This is a genomic window from Pantoea sp. X-Soil-ISGK-259, assembly GCF_059730705.1.
Map to the genome: position 1 here is coordinate 956,586 of NZ_AP035986.1, position 21,238 is coordinate 977,823.

18 protein-coding genes are annotated in these 21,238 nt (G+C 52.3%); 8 read left to right on the forward strand and 10 right to left on the reverse strand.

Annotated features, from left to right (window positions below; translation table 11 throughout):
• Nucleotides 1-8 precede the first annotated feature (8 nt).
• The gene (gene yajL / locus AC6I77_RS04325) at nt 9-605 is read right to left on the reverse strand and encodes a protein deglycase YajL (RefSeq protein WP_003852527.1); all 597 of its coding nucleotides are present in this window, start codon (nt 603-605) and stop codon (nt 9-11) included.
• Nucleotides 559-1,479: a 2-dehydropantoate 2-reductase gene (gene panE, locus AC6I77_RS04330; protein WP_039659075.1), complete on the reverse strand. Its 921-nt coding sequence runs from the start codon at nt 1,477-1,479 to the stop codon at nt 559-561. The genes yajL and panE overlap by 47 nt, the downstream gene beginning before the upstream one ends.
• Nucleotides 1,480-1,614: 135 nt before the next feature.
• On the opposite strand from panE, the gene AC6I77_RS04335 reads away from it, so the two are divergent.
• A complete protein-coding gene (locus AC6I77_RS04335; protein ID WP_003852530.1) occupies nt 1,615-2,106 on the forward strand; it encodes a YajQ family cyclic di-GMP-binding protein in 492 nt (163 codons plus the stop codon).
• A 565-nt stretch (nt 2,107-2,671) separates the two neighbouring features.
• On the opposite strand, the gene AC6I77_RS04340 is transcribed toward AC6I77_RS04335, so the two are convergent.
• The 8 genes from AC6I77_RS04340 to AC6I77_RS04375 all read right to left on the reverse strand — a co-directional run bounded on the left by AC6I77_RS04340 (nt 2,672) and on the right by AC6I77_RS04375 (nt 11,497).
• Nucleotides 2,672-4,036 (reverse strand): MFS transporter, encoded by a 1,365-nt coding sequence (locus tag AC6I77_RS04340; protein ID WP_008924887.1) that lies wholly within the window; start codon nt 4,034-4,036, stop codon nt 2,672-2,674.
• A gap of 132 nt (nt 4,037-4,168) precedes the next feature.
• Nucleotides 4,169-5,056, reverse strand: a complete 888-nt coding sequence (cyoE, locus tag AC6I77_RS04345; RefSeq protein ID WP_008924888.1) for a heme o synthase — start codon at nt 5,054-5,056, stop codon at nt 4,169-4,171.
• Between the two features lie 13 nt (nt 5,057-5,069).
• On the reverse strand, nt 5,070-5,399 hold the full coding sequence (locus AC6I77_RS04350) for a cytochrome o ubiquinol oxidase subunit IV (protein WP_008924889.1): 330 nt from the start codon (nt 5,397-5,399) through the stop codon (nt 5,070-5,072).
• A complete protein-coding gene (locus AC6I77_RS04355) occupies nt 5,399-6,013 on the reverse strand; it encodes a cytochrome o ubiquinol oxidase subunit III (protein ID WP_008924890.1) in 615 nt (204 codons plus the stop codon). Before AC6I77_RS04355 ends, AC6I77_RS04350 begins: the two co-directional genes overlap by 1 nt.
• A complete protein-coding gene (gene cyoB / locus AC6I77_RS04360; protein WP_008924891.1) occupies nt 6,013-7,995 on the reverse strand; it encodes a cytochrome o ubiquinol oxidase subunit I in 1,983 nt (660 codons plus the stop codon). The genes AC6I77_RS04355 and cyoB overlap by 1 nt, the downstream gene beginning before the upstream one ends.
• Nucleotides 7,996-7,999: 4 nt before the next feature.
• Entirely contained in the window at nt 8,000-8,926 is a 927-nt protein-coding gene (gene cyoA / locus AC6I77_RS04365) for a cytochrome o ubiquinol oxidase subunit II (RefSeq protein WP_008924892.1), read from the reverse strand.
• A gap of 444 nt (nt 8,927-9,370) precedes the next feature.
• On the reverse strand, nt 9,371-10,861 hold the full coding sequence (gene ampG, locus AC6I77_RS04370) for a muropeptide MFS transporter AmpG (RefSeq protein ID WP_008924893.1): 1,491 nt from the start codon (nt 10,859-10,861) through the stop codon (nt 9,371-9,373).
• 57 nt (nt 10,862-10,918) lie between these two features.
• Nucleotides 10,919-11,497 (reverse strand): lipoprotein, encoded by a 579-nt coding sequence (locus AC6I77_RS04375; RefSeq protein WP_008924894.1) that lies wholly within the window; start codon nt 11,495-11,497, stop codon nt 10,919-10,921.
• A 286-nt stretch (nt 11,498-11,783) separates the two neighbouring features.
• On the opposite strand from AC6I77_RS04375, the gene bolA reads away from it, so the two are divergent.
• The 7 genes from bolA to ppiD all read left to right on the forward strand — a co-directional run bounded on the left by bolA (nt 11,784) and on the right by ppiD (nt 21,207).
• On the forward strand, nt 11,784-12,098 hold the full coding sequence (gene bolA, locus AC6I77_RS04380) for a transcriptional regulator BolA (protein WP_008924895.1): 315 nt from the start codon (nt 11,784-11,786) through the stop codon (nt 12,096-12,098).
• Nucleotides 12,099-12,391: 293 nt separating this feature from the next.
• Nucleotides 12,392-13,696, forward strand: a complete 1,305-nt coding sequence (gene tig / locus AC6I77_RS04385; RefSeq protein WP_039659077.1) for a trigger factor — start codon at nt 12,392-12,394, stop codon at nt 13,694-13,696.
• A gap of 335 nt (nt 13,697-14,031) precedes the next feature.
• Nucleotides 14,032-14,655 carry an ATP-dependent Clp endopeptidase proteolytic subunit ClpP gene (gene clpP, locus AC6I77_RS04390; RefSeq protein WP_003850496.1) on the forward strand — a complete coding sequence of 208 codons (624 nt, stop codon included), beginning with the start codon at nt 14,032-14,034 and terminating at the stop codon, nt 14,653-14,655.
• 134 nt (nt 14,656-14,789) lie between these two features.
• Nucleotides 14,790-16,061: an ATP-dependent protease ATP-binding subunit ClpX gene (gene clpX / locus AC6I77_RS04395; RefSeq protein ID WP_003850494.1), complete on the forward strand. Its 1,272-nt coding sequence runs from the start codon at nt 14,790-14,792 to the stop codon at nt 16,059-16,061.
• 186 nt (nt 16,062-16,247) lie between these two features.
• A complete protein-coding gene (lon, locus tag AC6I77_RS04400) occupies nt 16,248-18,602 on the forward strand; it encodes an endopeptidase La (protein WP_003850493.1) in 2,355 nt (784 codons plus the stop codon).
• 214 nt (nt 18,603-18,816) lie between these two features.
• Nucleotides 18,817-19,089 carry a nucleoid-associated protein HU-beta gene (gene hupB, locus AC6I77_RS04405; RefSeq protein WP_033731763.1) on the forward strand — a complete coding sequence of 91 codons (273 nt, stop codon included), beginning with the start codon at nt 18,817-18,819 and terminating at the stop codon, nt 19,087-19,089.
• A gap of 249 nt (nt 19,090-19,338) precedes the next feature.
• Nucleotides 19,339-21,207: a peptidylprolyl isomerase gene (gene ppiD, locus AC6I77_RS04410; protein ID WP_008924898.1), complete on the forward strand. Its 1,869-nt coding sequence runs from the start codon at nt 19,339-19,341 to the stop codon at nt 21,205-21,207.
• Nucleotides 21,208-21,238: the final 31 nt, after the last annotated feature.

Below are 21,238 nucleotides of genomic sequence, written 5' to 3' on the forward strand. Positions count from 1 at the left end.
CTTAGTATTTAAGCCTGATAGTCATAAATGCCGGGAGCCAGCACCAGCTGTGCGGCAACCTCGCGCGCCATCTCTTTTCCCACCAGCAGATCAATCAGCTTCAGCGCAAAATCCATTGCCGTGCCGGGTCCCTGACTGGTCAGCAGATTAACGCGCGGATCCCAGACGACACGGCGCTCCATCCACTTATCTGCCGGAATGGTCTCTTTTAAGCCGGGGAATCCGGTCATGTTACCGACCGGGAAGAGATCGTGGGGGATCAATACGGTGCCTGCCGCTGCGCATATCGCGGCGACAATTTTCTCATTGAGATGAAACTGACGCACCGTTTCGACTAACAGCGGACTGTCACGGAAAGTCTCAGCCCCTTTAAGGCCACCAGGCAGGACGATGGCGGCGAAGTCATTGTCGGCGACTTCAACCAGTGTGACGTCAGCCAGCAGACGCACACCGCGAGAGCAGACGATCTCCCGGCTGCCATCGCTTTCGACGCTGGCGGTAACAACGTTTAGCCCGGCCCGAACCAGCAGGTCGATAGTGGTGACAGCTTCGGTTTCTTCACTGCCATGTGCCAGGCAAACCAGCACCGATGCGTTCGCGGTCATAATGGGACTCCTTGCGTTTTACAATGTCATACAGACGGGTGTTCTCCGTCAGCACCAGGCCGTGCGTCCGGGCGCGGCGCAGCAGAAAGCCGCTGATATAGTCGATTTCGGTGAGCCGTTGCGCGCGAACATCCTGCAGCATTGAAGAGGTGTTGGCCGCAGTGCTTTCAATCACGTCGAAGATGATGTCCTGAAGGCTTTCACTGGCTATGCTCTGGCCTTCGCGCTCCATGACCCAACTGATCTCTTCACACAGTTGCGCGATCTGTTCCGGATAAGCACGCAGTGCACCGTTCTGACACGCATATTCCACGCTGAGCGGGTTGATGACGCAATTGACGGCCAGTTTGCGCCAGCAGGCGGCCCGGATATTGTCATGCCAGGCAACGTCGGGCAGGGCAGGGTGCAGGATATCGGCGAGATCGCTATAAGCGGCGCTTTTACGGTTGCCGGGGCCGATATGGGTGATACCACTGGCAATGTGTTTGATGACGGTGCCATCGCGCATCGCCGCATGGGTAGTGACGCCGCGCAGCAGTGGCTGAGTCAGCCCTTTCAGCTCTTCAAGCGTCCCCATGCCGTTGTGCAGCAGCAGCACCGGGCAGTTCTTCTGCAGCACGCTCTCCAGGTTTTTCACCGCAGGCGAGACCTGCGGGGCTTTGAGCGTGACGAGCAGCAGCTGGCTTTCCGCCAGAAAGAGCGGATCATTGGCAATAAACGTGCGGTTCGATATGTTGCCTTGTGGGTCAACCACATTGGCTGAACAGTAGGGCTGCGGCACCCGCAACCATCCCTGTACCTCATGTCCCTGGCGGGCCAGTGCTGTCAGCCAGACCTGTCCCAGCGCACCGCAACCTAACACGGTAATTTTCATGCTGCCTCCCGCTGGCGGGCTATCCATCTATTATTCATTGTCACACTTTCATTATAGCGTTGTGTGCAGCCTGATTTTATTTAGCACCTTAAGACGCGTATTATGCATGTCACTTTAGCGTCAGGAGAAGAAGAGATGCCATCTTTCGATATCGTTTCAGAGGTCGATCTGCAGGAAATTCGCAATGCGGTGGAGAATGCCAACCGTGAAGTGTCTACCCGCTTCGATTTCCGCAACGTGAGCGCCGAGTTTGAGCTCAACGAAAAGAATGAAACCATCAAGATCACCAGCGAGTCTGATTTTCAGGTTAAGCAGCTGGTCGATATTTTGCGTGAGAAGTTACTGAAGCGCGGGATTGAAGGCGGCGCCTTAGAGGTGCCCGAAGAGATTGAGCATAGTGGCAAAAGCTGGGCGGTCGATGCCAAACTGAAGAAAGGCATTGAAAGCGACGTCGCGAAGAAGCTGGTGAAGCTGATTAAAGACAGCAAGCTGAAAGTGCAGACCCAGATTCAGGGTGAAGCATTGCGTGTGACCGGCAAAGCACGTGATGATTTGCAGGGCGCGATGGCGATCGTGCGCGGCAGTAATCTGGGCCAGCCGTTCCAGTTTAAAAACTTCCGCGATTAAGCGGGATTGGCTGAGTTTTCAGCATGAATGCAGTGATATAAACCCGGCTAATGCCGGGTTTTTTGTTTTCTGGCAGGAGCAGCGCTGCATCGTTCCAAATTTGTGAGCCGTATGAATAAAGGCGTGGTTTGTGACGTCAGTGGCATCGTGTGCTGGCTTGCATCTCTTTGAAGAAGTGGGTGTGAGCTGTAGGGCGTCTGTGCGATCACGCACTTGCTCAGGGAGCCTGTGCCTTTCGCAAAGACGCAAAAGCGCCATCCATGGCGGCTCAGCGCGGGCCATCCATGGCCCGCGATGCTTTGCTACAGGCACAGGCTCCCATCGCTATGAATTTCTGAGTTGTCTGTAAGAATGGTTATGCGGGTTGGAGGTTGCTTAGAAACTTAAATGCGGGTGAACCATTCAGCAACTCAAAAGCTTAGGAGGCGAAGGGAATACGGCCAGAGGAGGAAAGCGTCCCGCGCCATGGATGGCGACATTTGCGACTTTCCGATCTGACCTTGCCCCCTGCGCCAGCTCGATCCTGAAGCGAAACGAGCTGACGTTATCACCAAACTTTTTTAAGCTAGCAACTCCCCAGCAGCGCTTCCAGTTCAGGGCGGCTGGTGACCTTACTATCAATTTTGATATACGCGCTTTTCTCTTCCGGCACGATAAACACGGAGTTAACGCCAGGCTGCGCTTTCAGGCGCTGCTCCAGATTTGGCACAGCCAGAGCCGCATCACTCAGCACGATGCGCAGGCTACTGACATAAGGCGGCTCCTGCATCGTCATGCTGACAAACAGCCAGGCCGCAGCCACCATCGCGCCAACCAGGAACACGGTCTGAGCATCGAAATGACCAAATACCCAGCCACCCATACTGCCACCAACGGCCACACCCAGGAACTGGCTGGTGGAGTAGATCCCCATCGCCGTACCTTTATAACCTGCAGGGGACTCTTTACTGATCAGTGAAGGCAGGATGGCTTCCATCAGATTAAAGGCGAAGAAGAAGAGCTGAACACCCACGACCAGCGTCCAGAAATGACCTTCCGCGCCCCACAGTACAATCTCAGCAATGACAATCATCCCGACGCAGCCGACAAACACGCGCTTCATACGACGCTTCACTTCGGCATAAATAATAAACGGCACCACGCCGGCAAAGGCGATAAGCATAGTGGAAAGATAAACTTTCCAATGCTCGGGGGCCGGGAATCCAGCCTGCTCAAACTGTCCGGGTAACGCCACAAAGCTCGACATCAGCAGAACATGCAGGCAGAAAATACCGATATTGAGCTTTACCAGACGCGGGTTAGCCAATACTTTGCGGAAGCTGCCTTTCACCATACCCGATTCACGGTTCAGGACATGATGGGAAGCGGACGGCACCACAAGCAGGGTAATCACGATACCCAGCGACGCCAGAATCGCAATCATCCAGAACAGCGCATGCAGACCCAGCGCGTGCGTAACAATCGGGCCGACAACCATAGCAATCGCGAAGGTCACGCCAAAACTGATGCCGATAAACGCCATTGCTTTGGTGCGGTTCTGCTCACGGGTTAAATCGGATAACAGGGCCATTACGGCAGCCGCAATCGCGCCTGAACCCTGCAGCGCACGACCCAGAATAATGCCCCAGATGGAGTCGGTGCAGGCGGCGATAACGCTGCCCAGAACAAACAACAACAGTCCGCCGACAATTAACGGCTTACGGCCGATGCGATCGGAGAGCAGACCAAAAGGAATCTGAAAGATTGCCTGAGCAAGGCCATAGATGCCAATCGCCAGACCGATTAAGGTTTCACTTGCGCCCTGTAATGCCATGCCATAAGTGGTCAGTACCGGCAGGACCATAAACATTCCCAGCATGCGCAGGGAAAAGACCGTACCGAGGCCCCATGTGGCGCGCAGCTCCACCGGAGTCATTTTATTATCGTTCATTCCAACCTCTGTTAATGTGCTGCTTTTATTCTAGGTGGCGGGGCAGGGCGGGTAAAACAATAGTTTTTAAGCAGTGGTAACAAAAAGAAAGGGCGCGATAATCGCGCCCTTTTCATGCTGTATCGGTGCCAGTTACCAGACGTAAGTCAGCAGGTCCTTTGAAGCCGGAGCCAGCGAATCTACCGACATCATCACGCTCAGCGCGGTGATGGTCACGATAGAAAAGACAAACAGCTTGCGTGCCCAGACACGGTCATCTGCGGTTTTGTAACCCGATAACGCCATGCCCAGCCACCAGACGCTGACCGCAGCAGCCACAACCAGATATTTGTAACCCGCGTAGCCACCCAGCGTCAGCATCAGCGTGGCAATCATAAACGCCAGAATATAGAGCGTAATATGATTCTTAGCCACGGAAATGCCTTTCACCACCGGCAGAACCGGGATGTTCGCTGCCTGATAATCTTTAAAGCGGAAGATAGCAATCGCGTACGAATGCGGCATCTGCCACAGGCTAAAGATCGCCAGCAGGATTAACGCACCAGCATCAAACTGGTTAGAGACTGCACAGTAGCCGATAACCGGCGGCGCAGCACCTGACAGACTGCCAATCAGCGTTCCGTAAACGGAATTACGCTTCATGTAAAGACTGTAGATACCCACGTACACCACGAAGCCCATCACCGCCAGCCACATGGCCAGCGGATTAGCACCGAAGTAGAGCAACGCAAAGCCGGCAATACCCAGCACAGTGGCATAAACCAGGCTTACTTTCGCGGAGATGAGGCCTTTTACCAGCACCCGATTCCTGGTTCTCTCCATCTTGATGTCAATGTCGCGGTCAATCACGTTGTTGAAAACACAACCCGATGCAACCACCAGTGACACGCCCACCAGGGTGATGAGAAACAGGGCGTAATCTGTGTTGCCTTTGGAAGCCAACAGAAATCCGCCGATCACAGAAATTAAATTCCCGAAAATAATTCCTGGTTTTGTAACTTGCAGGTATTGCTTAAACATTACGCGTGACTCTTTAGTGAGGCATCATGTTGTAGTTGAGGTTCCACATGATCCACAGTGAGCCCACTACGACAATCAGGATGATGATGGCCGAGAAAACAATGGCTACCATGTTCCAGCCACCCTCAGATTTGCTGTCTAAGTGTAGGAAGTAGACCAGGTGAACCAGCACCTGGATTACCGCACAAACCAGAACAACACCGAGGATAGTACCGTGAGATGCACTGCCATCCATTACCATCCAGAACGGGATGGCCGTCAGGATGATAGAGAGGATGAAGCCGATCATGTAGGACTTCACGCTACCGTGTGAAGCGCCATGTTCGTTAACAGAATGACTCATTACATGGCTCCCATCAGGTAAACAACGGTGAAGACGCAAATCCAGACCACGTCCAGGAAGTGCCAGAACAGGCTCAGACACATGATACGGGTGCGGTTAGTCGCGTTCAGGCCACGTTTAGAAACCTGGAACATCAGAACCAGCATCCAGATCAGACCGGAGGTCACGTGCAGACCGTGAGTACCGACTAGCGTAAAGAAGCCAGACAGGAAGCCACTGCGATCCGGACCAAAGCCTTCAGCAATCAGGTGATGGAATTCATAGATTTCCATCCCGATGAAGCCCAGACCGAACAGGAAGGTCAGCGCCAGCCAGCCGATAACGGCACCTTTTTGCTCCTTGTTCATGGAGATAACAGCCATGCCGTAAGTGATCGAACTCAACAGCAGCAGGGCGGTTTCTACCAGAACAAACGGCAGCTCAAAGATATCTTTACCTGCCGGGCCACCGGCAGTGTTGTTGACCATGACAGCATAGGTCGCAAACAGGGTTGCGAAGATAATGCAGTCACTCATCAGGTAGATCCAGAAGCCAAAGACTTTATTGGCTCCTGCATCGTGATGCCCATGCTCCGCATGGGCGTCGTGGTGATGTTTAAGAGTTTCAGTTGACATTATTTCAGACCTGCTTTGCTGATTTCGTCAAAGTGCTGGTTTTCAATCTTCTGAACTTCAGCAACCGGAACGTAGTAATCCACGTCTTCGTCGAAGCTCTTCACGATCCAGGTAACGATCATGCCGAGGAAGGAAAGACCAGCCATCCACCAGATATGCCAGATCAGCGCGAAGCCCATTACAGTAGCGAATGCGCAGATGACGATTGCAGCACCACTGTTTTTCGGCATATGAATCTCTTCATAAGATGCCGGCTGTTTGTACGCTTCGCCTTTCTCTTTCATTTCCCAGAAAGCATCACGCTCATGCACATGTGGGATGACAGCAAAGTTATAGAACGGTGGTGGTGAAGAGGTTGCCCACTCCAGCGTACGACCGCCCCACGGGTCACCTGTCACATCACGGTTCTGATCACGGTCACGTACTGAAACGTAGAACATGGTCAGCTGACACAGGATACCCATTGCAATCAGACCAGCACCGACCGCCGCAACCACCAGAAGAGGGTGGAACTGTGGATCGATATCCTGGCTCAGACGACGGGTCATGCCCATGAAGCCCAGTGCGTACAGCGGCATAAAGGCAACGAAGAAGCCAATGATCCAGAACCAGAATGCGCGCTTACCCCAGGTTTCGTTCAGGGTGAAGCCGAATGCTTTCGGGAACCAGTAGGTCACGCCTGCCATACAACCGAAGACCACACCACCGATGATAACGTTGTGGAAGTGAGCAATCAGGAACAGGCTGTTATGCAGAATAAAGTCAGCGCCCGGAACGGCCAGCAGTACGCCGGTCATACCCCCTACAGAGAAGGTTACCAGGAAGCCAACGGTCCACAACATGGCAGAGTGCATCTGAATGCGGCCCTGATACATGGTGAACAGCCAGTTAAAGATTTTAACCCCGGTCGGAATCGCGATGATCATCGTCATGATACCGAAGAAGGCGTTAACGTTGGCACCTGCACCCATGGTGAAGAAGTGGTGCAACCAGACGATAAACGACAGCACGGTAATGGCGATGGTCGCCCACACCAGAGAGGTATAACCAAACAGACGTTTTTTGGAGAAGGTCGCGGTAATCTCTGCGAACACACCAAACACCGGCAGTACCAGGATATACACTTCCGGATGGCCCCAGACCCAGATCAGGTTGACGTACATCATCATGTTCCCGCCCATTTCATTGGTGAAGAAATGGAAGCCGAGATAACGATCAAGGGTCAACAGCGCCAGGGTCACGGTCAGAACCGGGAACGCAGCGATGATCAGGACGTTGGTGCACAGCGCGGTCCAGGTAAAGACCGGCATTTTGAACAGGCTCATGCCCGGTGCGCGCATCTTCAGGATAGTCACGAAGAAGTTAATACCGGTTAAGGTCGTACCAATACCTGAAAGCTGAAGGCTCCAGATCCAGTAATCGACCCCGACGCCGGGACTGTACTCCGCGCCGGAAAGCGGCGGATAAGCCAGCCAGCCGGTCTGTGCGAACTCGCCCACGCCCAGCGACAGGTTAACCAGGATCACACCGACCGCAGTAAACCAGAAGCTCAGGTTGTTCAGGAACGGGAACGCGACGTCACGTGCACCAATCTGCAACGGAACGGCGATGTTCATCAGGCCAACCACGAAAGGCATCGCCACGAAGAAGATCATAATCACGCCGTGCGCGGTAAAGATCTGGTCGTAGTGGTGCGGTGGCAGAATGCCCGCTTCACCGGCCGAAGCCATAACCTGCTGGGTACGCATCATAATGGCATCAGCGAAACCACGAATCAGCATGACGAATGCCATGATGATGTACATGATACCCAGGCGTTTGTGGTCGATTGACGTCAGCCATTCAGACCACAGATATTTCCACTTACCAAAATAGGTAATCGCAGCGACCAGCGCCGCACCACCTATCAGGATAGCGGCAACCGTAACCATGATAATCGGCTCATGGTACGGCACTGCATCAAGTGTTAATTTTCCGAACATCGTATTATTCCTCGGCTCCCGCGGAAGCGGCGTGACTCATGTCCATACCTTCATGCTGTGGCATGTCCATTTTCCCGTGGCTCATCTTGAACTTGTCGATGACTTGCATGAACAATTTAGGATCAGCTGAAGAGAAATATTCCACCGGGTGATTTTCGCTTGGCACAGCCACTTTCTCGAAATCATCCATAGTAGTCAGCGTGTTAGGGGCTGCTTTAACTTTAGCCACCCACTGCTGGAATTCCGCATCGTCTTTGGTTGCAATGGCTTTAAACTTCATGCCAGAGAAACCACGACCACTGAAGTTCGCAGAGATACCGTCGAAAATTCCCGGCTCATTCGCAATCAGATGCAGTTTGGTCTGCATACCAGCCATCGCATAAATCTGGCTGCCGAGCGTTGGGATGAAGAAAGAATTCATGACGGAGTTAGACGTAATTTTGAAGTTCACCGGAGTGTTTGCCGGGAAGGCAATCTGGTTCACGGTCGCAATACCCTGCTCCGGGTAAATGAACAACCATTTCCAGTCCAGTGCAACCACATCGATCTCAACCGGTTTCACATCAGATTGCAGCGGTTTGCTGGGCTCCAGTGCGTGGGTCGATTTCCAGGTCAGCACACTGAGGAAGATAATGATCAGGATCGGAATGGTCCAGACCACGGCTTCCACTTTGTTAGAGTGTGACCAGTTAGGGCTGTACTTCGCATTCGTGTTGGATGCCCGATATTTCCAGGCAAACACCACGGCCATCAGGACTGCGGGAATCACGACGATCAACATCAGGCCAAAGGCAGTCAGTATCAGCGAACGTTGCTCCAGTGCAATCTGTCCTTTGGGATTTAACAATGCACTATCGCAGCCACTCATTAATAAAGTGCCTGCAATTAATGACAAAATCCCCAAACTTTTATTGTATTTACTGAGTCTCATTTAACGACCTCAATGACAAAGGGCTCTATTGTCGTTTAAGTGTGCGCGCATTTTACGGGAAGGTTTATGCAGTGTAAACCAGCTTAAGGATGTGTCAGATACGTGTTGACACCTTTTGCTAAGGGTGTCACAGATGTTGCGCCAGGTGACAAATAATTAACGCAGACAAGCAGTTGGCATCAATATAACAAAAACCAATGGAAGTAACCGTAAAAAAATCAGGGAAAGGAATAACCCTTACTTTTAACTCCCAAATATTTAACAAGTCTGCATCATTTGCGCGATGAAATTTAACTAAAGTAATTGCTCACCGGTTTTTAGTATTTCCGCTACGCCTCCTCAGGTCATATTCTTATTTTTTAAAAATAACACGCGATGATAAATGATGGCGACTTATCGGCATGGCATAAAATAAGTCGCCGTTCGTTAACCTATCGATTTTACTTAAGCATCTGATGCAGGTAACACCGGCGTTTTCTTCAGCGCCCGGTAGTCCAGCAACACCCCGGCAAGCACCGCCAGTAAGGAGAGGGTCATGCCCAGCTCGAACAGGCGGGTCAGCAGCGGTGCCAGCGCAGTCAGTCCCAGTGCGTTCAGTGCCAGCGCTACCAGCCAGAGAGCCAGTACGCCGCATCCGGCTGCAAACAGACGATTAGTCCAGCGATAACCATGAGGATAGTAGCTTCGTGTGAGGAAATTGCCACTTTGCTCGACCTGATTCAGTGTGTGTCGACAAAAAGTCAGCAGTAGCAGCCCAGGCAGTCCCGCAAATACCGTAAAAGCATAAAATGTTGGCCAGCCCCAGAGTTCAACCAGCCAGCCCGCAGCCGGGCCAACATAGACCCGACCAACGGCTGAGAGCGCCGACAGCAGGGCAAACTGTGTTGCAGAGAAGGATTTGTTGCAAAGGGTCATTAACAGGGCCACGAAGGCCGCCGTGCCCATGCCGCCGCACAGGTTTTCAACAAAAACCGCGCTGGCCATACTCCACAATTGTTTGTCGGTCACCGCCAGCAGCCAGTAACCAAAGTTTGAGACTGCCTGCAGCACGCCGAAAATCATCAGTGCCCGGAACAGACTCAGACGCTGCATCAGAACACCGCCATAGAGCGCCCCGATAATCGTCGCCAGCAGGCCCAGCGTCTTGTTGACCAGGCCGACGTCACCGGCATTGAAGCCGACGCCACGAATCAAAAAGGTGGTGGTCAGCGAGGCGGCGAATGCATCGCCCAGCTTGTAAAGAATAATCAGGGTAATCAGCAACCAGGCGTTGTTACGCTGGAAAAAATCCTTAAGGGGATCAACAACCGCCTGACGCAGCGAATGTGGGGTAGAGATGCGTGTGTCGGGCTCGCTGGCCGCAAGCGTCGCGATAATACCCGGCACCATCATCAGCGCCATCAGCCAGTAGGTTGCCTGCCAGCCCAGATAGCGGTCAGCCAGCCACAACGCCAGTCCGCCTGAAATCAGCATCGCCAGACGATAACCCAGCACGGTAATCGCGGCACCGCTGCCACGTTCTTCAGGTGGCAGGATATCCGTTTTCCAGGCATCAAAGACAATATCCTGAGAGGCGGAGCAGAAAGCGATCAGCACCGCCAGCGCGGCCATCAGGGTCAGATCGCGTCCTGGTTGCAGAAATCCCATCGCGAAAATCCCCCCCACCAGCGCCAGCTGACTGAGCAGCAACCAGCCGCGGCGGCGGCCCAGAAACGGCGGCGTATAGCGGTCCATCATGGGTGACCAGAGAAATTTAAAGACGTAGGCCTGGCCGACCAGCGAAAAGAAGCCAATGGTTTTTAAATCGACATTTTCCACCGTCATCCACGCCTGCAACGTGCCCGATGTCAGTGCCAGCGGCAATCCCGAAGCGAACCCAAGGAGCAACAATACGGCGGCGTTTTTCTGGCTGAAGAGGCGAAGGTAGTGGTTCATGCGGATCCTGCAGATAACAAAATGCCCTGCACAAGGCAGGGCAGAAGAGAGAGGGTGTTAACGGGCGTTTTGCTTGATGAAGTCGTTGACGCTGGTGTCCTGCGCCATATCCGCGATCACATCGCTCATGGTGGAGTTAACCGCGTTGGTGATCTTCTGGTTACTGGCGTTGAACGCGCCTTCTACGCTGTAAGTCTGGCGGTAGTTTTTAACCTGTTTGTTGCCGTTTTTTGCGGTCGCAATGATCGAAATGTCCGCTTTGGTGGTGATGCTATAGCGCACATTGCCCTGCGTCACGTCAGCATAGAGGTTGTTAACCACAATCTGAAGGTCTACCGCGCCATTAGGACCAACCATATAACCGCGAGCGGTCATCTGCTTCTCCAGCACTTCCTGCAGCAGGAAACGCAGATCGCGCGAAGGTGTTAAGGTCACTAGCTGACCATCACGGTTTACTTTTGCCAGCGCCTGATCTTTACGCTGGTCGGCACCGTTGATGCTGACGGTTACGCCCATCAGGCCCGGGTCCTGCTGTGGCAACTGAATTTTAGGCTGGATTGTCAGGGTATTATTGCTGGTTGCACAGCCGGCTAAAATGAACGCAGCCAACAGTGGGAATAACAGTTTTTTCAACATACTTTTTCTCGTTGGTGTCAGGGGGTTGGTTTGCAAAAACTGGAGGCATCATAGCATTGCCCGGCAGTGAAAAAAGCCCTGTTGCCGGTGAAATTGTGTCTGAAACCGTTTTAAGCCCCTTCTCTGACAGGTTAGTTTGCTGTTCGTTTCAGCTACGTTATTATGCGCGTCGGAGGCGGGCTGACATAAAATGCAATATTTAGCCTCTGCTGACGGGTAAGCGCACTAAAAGCGACTAAGATTGAATGAGATGGGGCACAGCGCTCGCCATTGAGGAGTAATAGCCATGATCCGCGAACAAATAGAAGAAAAGCTGCGTGTGGCATTTCAGCCAGCTCATCTGGAAGTGCATGACGAAAGCTACCGGCACAACGTTCCTGCCGGCTCAGAAAGTCACTTCAAAGTGGTCATTGTCAGCGACTGTTTTGCAGGCCAGCGCTTTCTGGCGCGTCATCGCTTAATTTATGGCGAGCTGGCGGCTGAATTAGCGGGCAGCGTTCATGCTTTAGCCCTGCATACTTACACACTGAAAGAGTGGGAAGGATTGCAGGATACCGTACTGGCTTCGCCTAACTGCCGTGGTGCCGGTACACTCGCCTGACCTCCCTTCTCTAAAACGGCCTGCGGGCCGTTTTTTCTGTTATTTAGCGAAAAACGCGATCCCTGGCTCAAAAAAGCAGCAAACCTGCTGAAAAGTGGTGAGTTAGCGTCCTCGACTCATTCCAGCGATGCCGCTATAATGCTGCGTCTATTTTTCCGGAATGTCTTCGGGACGCTTCTGGTAACAGGGATCAGGTTCTCTTCACGGAAGCCGTCCCGGTTGTTGGATACGGCGCATTTCACTATGTGTGGTGTCTGAAGTTGACCGAGCACGTGATTTTTTGAGGTAACAAGATGCAAGTTTCTGTAGAAACCACTCAGGGCCTGGGCCGTCGCATTACGATTACTGTTGCAGCTGACAGCATCGAAAGTGCAGTAAAAAAAGAACTGGTTGACGTTGCCAGGAAAGTCCGTATCGATGGTTTCCGTAAAGGCAAAGTGCCGATGAACATCGTTGCGCAGCGTTATGGCGCTTCTGTCCGTCAGGACGTGCTGGGCGAGCTGATGACGCGCAACTTCGTTGACGCCATCATCAAAGAAAAAATTAACCCGGCTGGCGCACCAAACTACGTGCCAGGTGAGTACAAAGAAGGTCAGGATTTCACTTACGCGGTTGAATTCGAAGTTTATCCGGAAGTTGAGCTGAAAGGCCTGGAAAACATCGAAGTCGAAAAACCAGTCGTTGAAGTCACTGACGCTGACGTTGATACCATGCTGGACACGCTGCGTAAGCAGCAGGCCAACTGGATCGAAAGCGACGCTGCTGCAGGCCCGGAAGATCGTGCCACTATCGATTTCAACGGTTCTGTTGACGGTGAAGAGTTCGAAGGCGGCAAAGCCACTGATTTCGTTCTGGCCATGGGCCAGGGCCGCATGATCCCAGGCTTTGAAGAAGGCGTTGTGGGTCACAAAGCGGGCGAGACTTTCACTATCGATGTGAAATTCCCGGACGACTACCACGCAGAAACCCTGAAAGGGAAAGATGCGAAGTTCGAGATCGTGCTGAAGAAAGTTGAAACGCGCGAACTGCCAGAGCTGACTGAAGAGTTCATCAAACGTTTCGGCGTTGAAGATGGTTCAGTTGCCGGTCTGCGTACCGAAGTGCGTAAGAACATGGATCGCGAGCTGAAAGGCGCTATCCGTAACCGCATCAAAACGCAGGCGATCGACGGTCTGGTTGAAGCTAACGAAATCGACGTGCCAGCTGCGCTGGTTGACAGCGAAATCGACGTTCTGCGTCGTCAGGCTGCACAGCGTTTCGGTGGCAACGAACAGCAGGCGCTGGAACTGCCACGCGAACTGTTCGAAGAGCAGGCTAAACGCCGTGTTGTTGTCGGTCTGCTGCTGGGCGAAGTGATTCGTACCCATGAGCTGAAAGCTGACGAAGCACGCGTAAGCACCATGATCGAAGAGATGGCTTCTGCGTATGAAGATCCGCAGGAAGTGATCGAGTTCTACAGCAAGAATAACGAGCTGATGAACAATATGCGCAACGTCGCGCTGGAAGAGCAAGCGGTTGAAGCAGTCCTGGCGAAAGCTAAAGTGACTGAGAAAGAGACCAACTTCCAGGATCTGATGAATCAGACCGCTCAGGCCTGATCTCACATTTAACTGTCTGTGCTAAGCCCGTGACTGAAAAGTCACGGGCTTTTTTGTGTTTTGCGTACAGAACGGCACTCTTCGCTGCTATTTGTTTAATTAATCGGCAAATTATTCACGCATCGCTTTTTCCGGGTTAGCGAACAGGGAAAAGATTGTTATGCTTGAAACATGCGTGCAGCATCCCCAGATAGTGGGAGTATGCAGAAATGAGAGTGAGGCTGGCTGATTAACCGTCCTGAAGGTGTCGGAAAAGGTGCGACGTGGAGTTTCCCGCGCGTCTTACGTAGAATCGGTACAGAATGTTGCCAATGAAATTTATCCAGGAGACGGTAATGTCATACAGTGGCGATCGTGAATATACTGCACCGCACAATGCGCTGGTGCCAATGGTGGTTGAACAAACTTCGCGTGGTGAGCGTTCATACGACATCTACTCCCGTCTGCTGAAAGAGCGTGTCATTTTTCTGACCGGCCAGGTTGAAGACCACATGGCAAATCTGATCGTGGCGCAGATGCTGTTTCTGGAAGCTGAAAATCCGGAAAAAGATATCTATCTGTACATCAACTCACCTGGCGGTGTGATCACGGCCGGTATGTCGATCTACGACACCATGAAATTTATTAAACCGGATGTCAGCACCATCTGTATGGGACAGGCCTGTTCAATGGGTGCGTTCCTGCTGACGGCGGGTACCAAAGGTAAACGTTTCTGTCTGCCAAACTCACGTGTAATGATCCACCAGCCGCTGGGCGGCTATCAGGGCCAGGCGTCAGATATTGAGATCCATGCGCGCGAGATCCTGAAAGTTAAGCAGCGTATGAATGAGCTGATGGCTGAGCATACCGGTAAAACGCTGGAAGAAATTGAGCGCGATACCGAGCGTGATCGTTTCCTCTCTGCAAGTGAAGCGGTAGAGTATGGATTAGTCGATTCAATTCTGACGCATCGCCAATAAGACCCGACTTACCGTTGTCCCTGGTCTATAGTTAACAGGGTAACGGTACTATTATGGGTTGAATGAATTTCGGCCGTCTCTGCACGGCCTGAGCCGTACGCGTGTATGGCCTGAGAACTAGAAGAGGTTAACTGATGACAGATAAGCGCAAAGACGGTTCAGGAAAGTTGCTGTACTGCTCTTTTTGCGGCAAAAGCCAGCATGAAGTGCGAAAGCTGATTGCCGGGCCGTCAGTGTATATCTGCGATGAATGTGTTGACCTGTGCAACGACATCATTCGCGAAGAGATTAAAGAAGTTGCGCCGCATCGTGAACGTAGTGCGTTGCCAACCCCACATGAAATTCGCCATCACCTTGATGATTATGTCATCGGCCAGGAAAGAGCGAAGAAAGTGCTGGCGGTTGCCGTTTACAACCACTACAAGCGTTTGCGCAACGGCGATACCAGCAATGGCATCGAACTGGGCAAAAGTAACATTCTGCTGATTGGTCCCACCGGTAGTGGTAAAACGCTGCTGGCAGAAACCCTTGCACGCCTGCTGGATGTGCCGTTCACCATGGCTGACGCCACTACGCTGACTGAAGCCGGTTATGTGGGTGAAGACGTTGAAAACATCATCCAGAAACTGCTGCAGAAGTGTGATTACGACGTTCAGAAAGCACAGCGCGGCATCGTTTATATCGATGAAATCGACAAAATCTCACGCAAGTCAGATAACCCGTCGATTACCCGTGACGTGTCAGGTGAAGGCGTACAGCAGGCTCTGCTTAAGCTGATTGAAGGCACCGTCGCTGCCGTTCCACCGCAGGGTGGACGTAAGCATCCGCAGCAGGAGTTTTTGCAGGTTGATACCTCGAAAATTCTGTTTATCTGCGGCGGCGCATTTGCCGGCCTGGACAAAGTGATTTCCCAGCGTGTTGAAACCGGATCCGGTATCGGTTTCGGCGCCACCGTGAAAGGGAAGTCGCAGAAAGCCAGCGAAGGCGAATTGCTTTCACAGTGTGAACCTGAGGATTTGATCAAATTTGGTCTGATTCCTGAGTTCATCGGTCGTCTGCCAGTGGTTGCCACTCTGAGCGAACTGAGCGAAGAAGCACTGATTCAGATTCTGCGTGAACCTAAAAACGCCCTGACGAAACAGTACCAGGCGCTGTTTAACCTGGAAGGCGTTGAGCTGGAGTTCCGTGACGAGGCGTTAACTGCCATTGCGAAGAAAGCGATGTCACGTAAAACCGGTGCACGTGGTCTGCGTTCCATCGTAGAAGGCGCATTGCTGGAAACGATGTATGATCTGCCTTCCATGGACGACGTGGAAAAAGTAGTGATTGATGAATCAGTTATTGAAGGTCAGTCTGAGCCCATGTTGATCTATGGTAAGCATGAAGCGCAGGCTTCTGGCGAATAATTAAACAGATCGTCCATGTTGTCATAATAAAAAAGGGGAAAATGTTTCCCCTTTTGCTTTTCTCGCCTCTGTGACGTTGAATGTCGGATAAGCATCCCCATATACTCAGATACCTGTGGGTTTAACTGCATACCTGCCTGATGCGGTTCCCATCACCTGGCGGACATTAAACAAAGAGAGAGCTCTATGAATCCTGAGCGTTCTGAACGCATTGAAATCCCCGTGTTGCCGCTGCGCGACGTGGTGGTTTATCCGCACATGGTAATTCCGTTGTTTGTTGGCCGGGAAAAATCAATTCGGTGCCTTGAAGCCGCAATGGATCATGATAAAAAAATCATGCTGGTCGCACAGAAAGAGGCTTCAACGGATGAACCTGGCATTAACGATCTCTTTTCAGTAGGGACCGTAGCCTCAGTATTGCAAATGCTGAAACTGCCGGACGGCACCGTCAAAGTTCTGGTCGAAGGTTTACAGCGCGCCCACATTACGACGCTGGCCGATAACGGTGACCATTTTGTGGCACAAGCTGAATATCTGGTTTCGCCAGAGATCGAAGAGCGCGAGCAGGAAGTGCTGGTGCGCACGGCGATCAATCAGTTTGAAGGCTACATCAAACTCAATAAAAAGATCCCACCAGAGGTTTTAACCTCGCTGAACAATATTGACGATGCGGCCCGCCTTGCCGACACCGTCGCAGCACATATGCCACTGAAACTGGCAGACAAACAGTCTGTGCTGGAGATGTCCGACGTCAACGAGCGTCTGGAATATCTGATGGCGATGATGGAGTCTGAAATCGATTTGCTGCAGGTTGAGAAGCGTATTCGCAACCGTGTTAAGAAGCAGATGGAGAAAAGCCAGCGCGAGTACTATCTGAATGAGCAGATGAAGGCGATTCAGAAAGAGCTGGGCGAGATGGATGACGCGCCTGACGAGTACGAAGCGTTAAAACGCAAAATCGACGCGGCAAAAATGCCGGAAGAAGCGCGTGAGAAAGCAGAAGCTGAGCTGCAGAAGCTGAAAATGATGTCCCCGATGTCCGCTGAAGCCACCGTGGTTCGCGGCTACATCGACTGGATGGTTCAGGTTCCGTGGAACGCGCGCAGCAAAGTGAAGAAAGATCTGCGTAAAGCGCAGGAGACGCTGGATACCGACCATTACGGCCTGGAGCGCGTGAAGGATCGTATTCTTGAGTATCTTGCGGTTCAAAGTCGCGTCAGCAAAATCAAAGGGCCGATTCTCTGCCTCGTCGGACCGCCAGGGGTAGGTAAAACTTCTCTGGGTCAGTCGATCGCGAAAGCGACCGGACGTAAATATGTGCGTATGGCGCTGGGTGGCGTGCGTGATGAAGCAGAAATCCGTGGTCACCGCCGTACTTACATCGGCTCTATGCCGGGTAAATTAATCCAGAAAATGGCGAAAGTGGGGGTTAAAAACCCGCTGTTCCTGCTGGATGAGATCGACAAAATGTCTTCTGACATGCGTGGCGATCCTGCGTCTGCCCTGCTGGAAGTGCTTGATCCTGAGCAGAACATTGCGTTCAACGACCACTATCTGGAAGTCGACTATGACCTCTCTGATGTGATGTTTGTGGCAACGTCGAACTCAATGAATATTCCGGCACCGCTGCTGGATCGTATGGAAGTGATTCGTCTGTCGGGTTACACCGAAGATGAAAAGCTGAATATCGCTAAGCAGCATCTGCTGACTAAGCAGATTGAACGTAACGCCCTGAAAGCCAGCGAAATTACGGTTGAAGACAGCGCGATTGTCGGCATTATCCGTTACTACACCCGTGAAGCCGGTGTGCGTAGCCTTGAGCGTGAGCTGTCGAAGTTGTGTCGTAAAGCGGTGAAATCACTGCTGATGGACAAGACTAAGAAGCACATCACCATCAATGGCGAAAACCTCAAGGACTTCCTGGGCGTACAGCGCTTTGACTATGGCCGTGCTGACAGTGAAAATCGTGTCGGTCAGGTTACTGGCCTGGCCTGGACGGAAGTGGGTGGCGATCTGCTGACCATTGAAACCGCCTGCGTGCCGGGTAAAGGCAAACTGACTTACACCGGTTCTCTGGGTGAAGTGATGCAGGAGTCGATTCAGGCTGCACTGACCGTAGTGCGTGCCCGTGCCGAGAAGCTTGGCATCAATGGTGACTTCTACGAAAAACGTGATATTCACGTTCACGTGCCAGAAGGCGCCACACCGAAAGATGGTCCAAGTGCCGGTATCGCCATGTGTACTGCGCTGGTTTCCTGTCTGACCGGTAACCCGGTTCGTGCAGATGTCGCCATGACCGGTGAAATTACCCTTCGTGGTCAGGTACTGCCGATTGGTGGGCTGAAAGAAAAACTGCTGGCAGCACACCGTGGCGGTATTAAAACTGTGCTGATCCCGGACGACAACAAGCGTGATCTGGAAGAAATTCCACAGAACGTGATTGCCGATCTGGAGATTCATCCGGTGAAACGCATTGAAGAGGTGCTGAATCTGGCACTGGAAAATGCGCCATACGGCATGCAGGTCGCGACAGCAAAATAGTGATTAACGGCATAAACCGTTAAAAAGCGGAGCTGGCAAGGCAATTGGCGCTTGCCAGCTTTTTTTTGTGCCGCTAATTTAGGTGGCTGCCGACGCGACGTTCTCAGAGAAATTACGTTGTTTCGGCGTCACTGGCTTGATATAACTTGCTGCGCGCTCGGACCTGGCTGGATGCAGGGTGCGATGTGAAATAATAAAAGAGGGGATGAATAGAGTGAATAAGTCACAATTGATCGACAAAATTGCTGCCGATGCTGATATTTCTAAAGCTGCTGCAGGACGTGTTTTAGATGCATTTATGGGCTCAGTTTCAGATGCGCTGAAAGAGGGTGATGAAGTGGCTCTGGTGGGTTTCGGCACATTCTCTGTGCGTGACCGCGCTGCACGTACCGGTCGTAATCCGCAAACCGGTAAAGAGATCACCATTCCGGCCGGTAAAGTTCCCGGTTTCCGTGCTGGTAAAGCATTGAAAGACGCTGTCAATTAATAACAACGAATAGATTCATTGACGCATTTTCTTCAGTGGATTAGAGGACGATTAACCCGTTCTCATGTAACATACGGGCACATCAATCTGATGTGCCTTTTTTTTGTTTTAACCGGTGAGAATCGGGCCGTAAGATGGACCTGGACCGGATTGAGACTGCCAGCTAAGCCTGCAGTTGCGTGAGTCGCCAGCGAGTGGCGAATTGCGACCGAGCTTTACATTCACACTACAGCGGAGTGTTGCCATACCATGATGGACAATTTACGCGCGGCGTCGAACAATGTCGTGCTCAAGATTATTCTGGGACTGATTATGGTCTCCTTTGTGCTGACGGGCGTTGGCAACTATCTGATTGGCGGCAATAACGATTATGCGGCCAAAGTTAATGGTCAGGAGATCAGCCGTGGACAGCTGGAGCAGGCGTTCAACAGCGAACGCAGCCGTCAGCAGCAGATGCTGGGCGACCAGTTCTCGCAGTTGGCCAGCAACGATGGCTACATGCAGCAGATCCGCCAGCAGGCGCTGTCGCAGTTAATCGATCAGGCGCTGCTTGACAGCTACATCAAAGATCTCCACCTCAGCATCAGTGACGATCAGGTTAAGCAGGCTATCTTCAATCAGCAGGCTTTCCAGACCAACGGCAAATTCGACAATGCGAAATATCTGGCTCTGATCGGCAACATGGGTTTCAGTGCTGACCAGTACGCTGAAGCATTGCGTAAGCAACTTTCTAATCAGCAGCTGATTAATGCCGTTGCTAACACCGATTTCACGCTCAAAGGCGAAGCCAGTAAACTGGTGGACCTGGTTTCACAACAGCGTGACATTCGTCAGGCGACGCTGGACGTCAACGCGCTGGCGGCGAAGCAAACCGTCACCGACGATGAAATCAGTCAGTATTATCAGCAGCATAAAACCAGTTTTATGGCGCCGGAACAGTTCCGTGTCAGCTATATCCTGATGGATGCGGCCAGCATGCAACAGGATGCCAGCGAGGCGGATATTCAGGCCTGGTACGACCAGCATAAAGCAGACTATACACAGCCGCAGCGTACGCGTTACAGCGTGATTCAGACTAAAACTGAAGCCGATGCCAATGCGGTACTGGCCCAGCTGAAAGGTGGCGCCAGCTTCGCGGATGTGGCGAAAGCCAAATCAATCGACCCTATTTCTGCGCGTAAGGGCGGTGATATGGGCTGGCTGGAACCTTCAACGACGCCGGATGAGCTGAAAAATGCGGGTCTGACTCAGAAAGGCCAGATGTCAGGCGTGATCAAATCCTCAGTGGGTTTCCTTGTCGTTCGTCTCGACGATATTCAGCCAGAGCAGGTTAAGCCGCTGAATGACGTTCGCAGCGCCATTGCCGCGAAAGTGAAGCAGGAAAAGGGCGTTGATGCCTTCTACAAACTGCAACAGAAAGTCAGCGAAGCAGCCAGCAATGACAATGAGTCACTGGCGGGTGCGGAGCAGGCTTCGGGTCTGAAAGCGAAAGAGACCGGCTGGTTCAGCCAGGATACGCTGCCAGACGCACTGAACTTCGATGCGGTGAAGCAGGCGATCTTTAATGGTGGCCTTGTGGGGCAAAACGGCGCGCCGGGCAACAACTCCGATATCATCACTGTTGATGGCGATCGTGCCTTTGTGCTGCGTATCAGTGAGCACAAACCAGAAGCGGTAAAACCGCTGGATCAGGTTAAGGCGCAGATCACGGACACGCTTAAGCATGATAAAGCGACGCAGCAGGCGAAAGCCCAGGCGGATAAACTCCTGACCGATCTCAAAGCCGGTAAGCAGGATGCGCTGACTGCCGCGGGTCTGACCCTGAGCGCCAGCAAAACTGTTGACCGTAACGCGCAGGATCCTGTTGCACAGGCGGCCTTTAATCTCCCTCAGCCCGCGGAAAATAAACCTTCATGGGGTGTGAGCGAAGATATGCAGGGCAACGTGGTACTGGTGGCGGTTGATAAAGTTAAAACGGGTAGCATGCCGCAGGCGCAGATTGACGAAATGGTCAAAGGCGTCACGCAGAATAATGCACAGCTGACGTTTGAAGCGTTGCTGCAAAACCTGCGTAAAGAAGCCAAAATTAAGTACGGCGCTGCTGCACAAATGCAGTAAGCCTCGCAGAAACAGTGCAACAACAGTAACA

Coding starts and splice junctions, on each gene's coding strand:
- cyoE (WP_008924888.1), bottom strand. CDS start 5,056: ATGTTTAAGCAATACCTGCAAGTTACAAAACCAGGAATTATTTTCGGG.
- clpP (WP_003850496.1), top strand. CDS start 14,032: ATGTCATACAGTGGCGATCGTGAATATACTGCACCGCACAATGCGCTG.
- bolA (WP_008924895.1), top strand. CDS start 11,784: ATGATCCGCGAACAAATAGAAGAAAAGCTGCGTGTGGCATTTCAGCCA.
- ppiD (WP_008924898.1), top strand. CDS start 19,339: ATGATGGACAATTTACGCGCGGCGTCGAACAATGTCGTGCTCAAGATT.
- cyoA (WP_008924892.1), bottom strand. CDS start 8,926: ATGAGACTCAGTAAATACAATAAAAGTTTGGGGATTTTGTCATTAATT.
- tig (WP_039659077.1), top strand. CDS start 12,392: ATGCAAGTTTCTGTAGAAACCACTCAGGGCCTGGGCCGTCGCATTACG.
- lon (WP_003850493.1), top strand. CDS start 16,248: ATGAATCCTGAGCGTTCTGAACGCATTGAAATCCCCGTGTTGCCGCTG.
- AC6I77_RS04335 (WP_003852530.1), top strand. CDS start 1,615: ATGCCATCTTTCGATATCGTTTCAGAGGTCGATCTGCAGGAAATTCGC.
- cyoB (WP_008924891.1), bottom strand. CDS start 7,995: ATGTTCGGAAAATTAACACTTGATGCAGTGCCGTACCATGAGCCGATT.
- AC6I77_RS04375 (WP_008924894.1), bottom strand. CDS start 11,497: ATGTTGAAAAAACTGTTATTCCCACTGTTGGCTGCGTTCATTTTAGCC.
- yajL (WP_003852527.1), bottom strand. CDS start 605: ATGACCGCGAACGCATCGGTGCTGGTTTGCCTGGCACATGGCAGTGAA.
- AC6I77_RS04340 (WP_008924887.1), bottom strand. CDS start 4,036: ATGAACGATAATAAAATGACTCCGGTGGAGCTGCGCGCCACATGGGGC.
- ampG (WP_008924893.1), bottom strand. CDS start 10,861: ATGAACCACTACCTTCGCCTCTTCAGCCAGAAAAACGCCGCCGTATTG.
- panE (WP_039659075.1), bottom strand. CDS start 1,479: ATGAAAATTACCGTGTTAGGTTGCGGTGCGCTGGGACAGGTCTGGCTG.
- AC6I77_RS04350 (WP_008924889.1), bottom strand. CDS start 5,399: ATGAGTCATTCTGTTAACGAACATGGCGCTTCACACGGTAGCGTGAAG.
- clpX (WP_003850494.1), top strand. CDS start 14,790: ATGACAGATAAGCGCAAAGACGGTTCAGGAAAGTTGCTGTACTGCTCT.
- AC6I77_RS04355 (WP_008924890.1), bottom strand. CDS start 6,013: ATGTCAACTGAAACTCTTAAACATCACCACGACGCCCATGCGGAGCAT.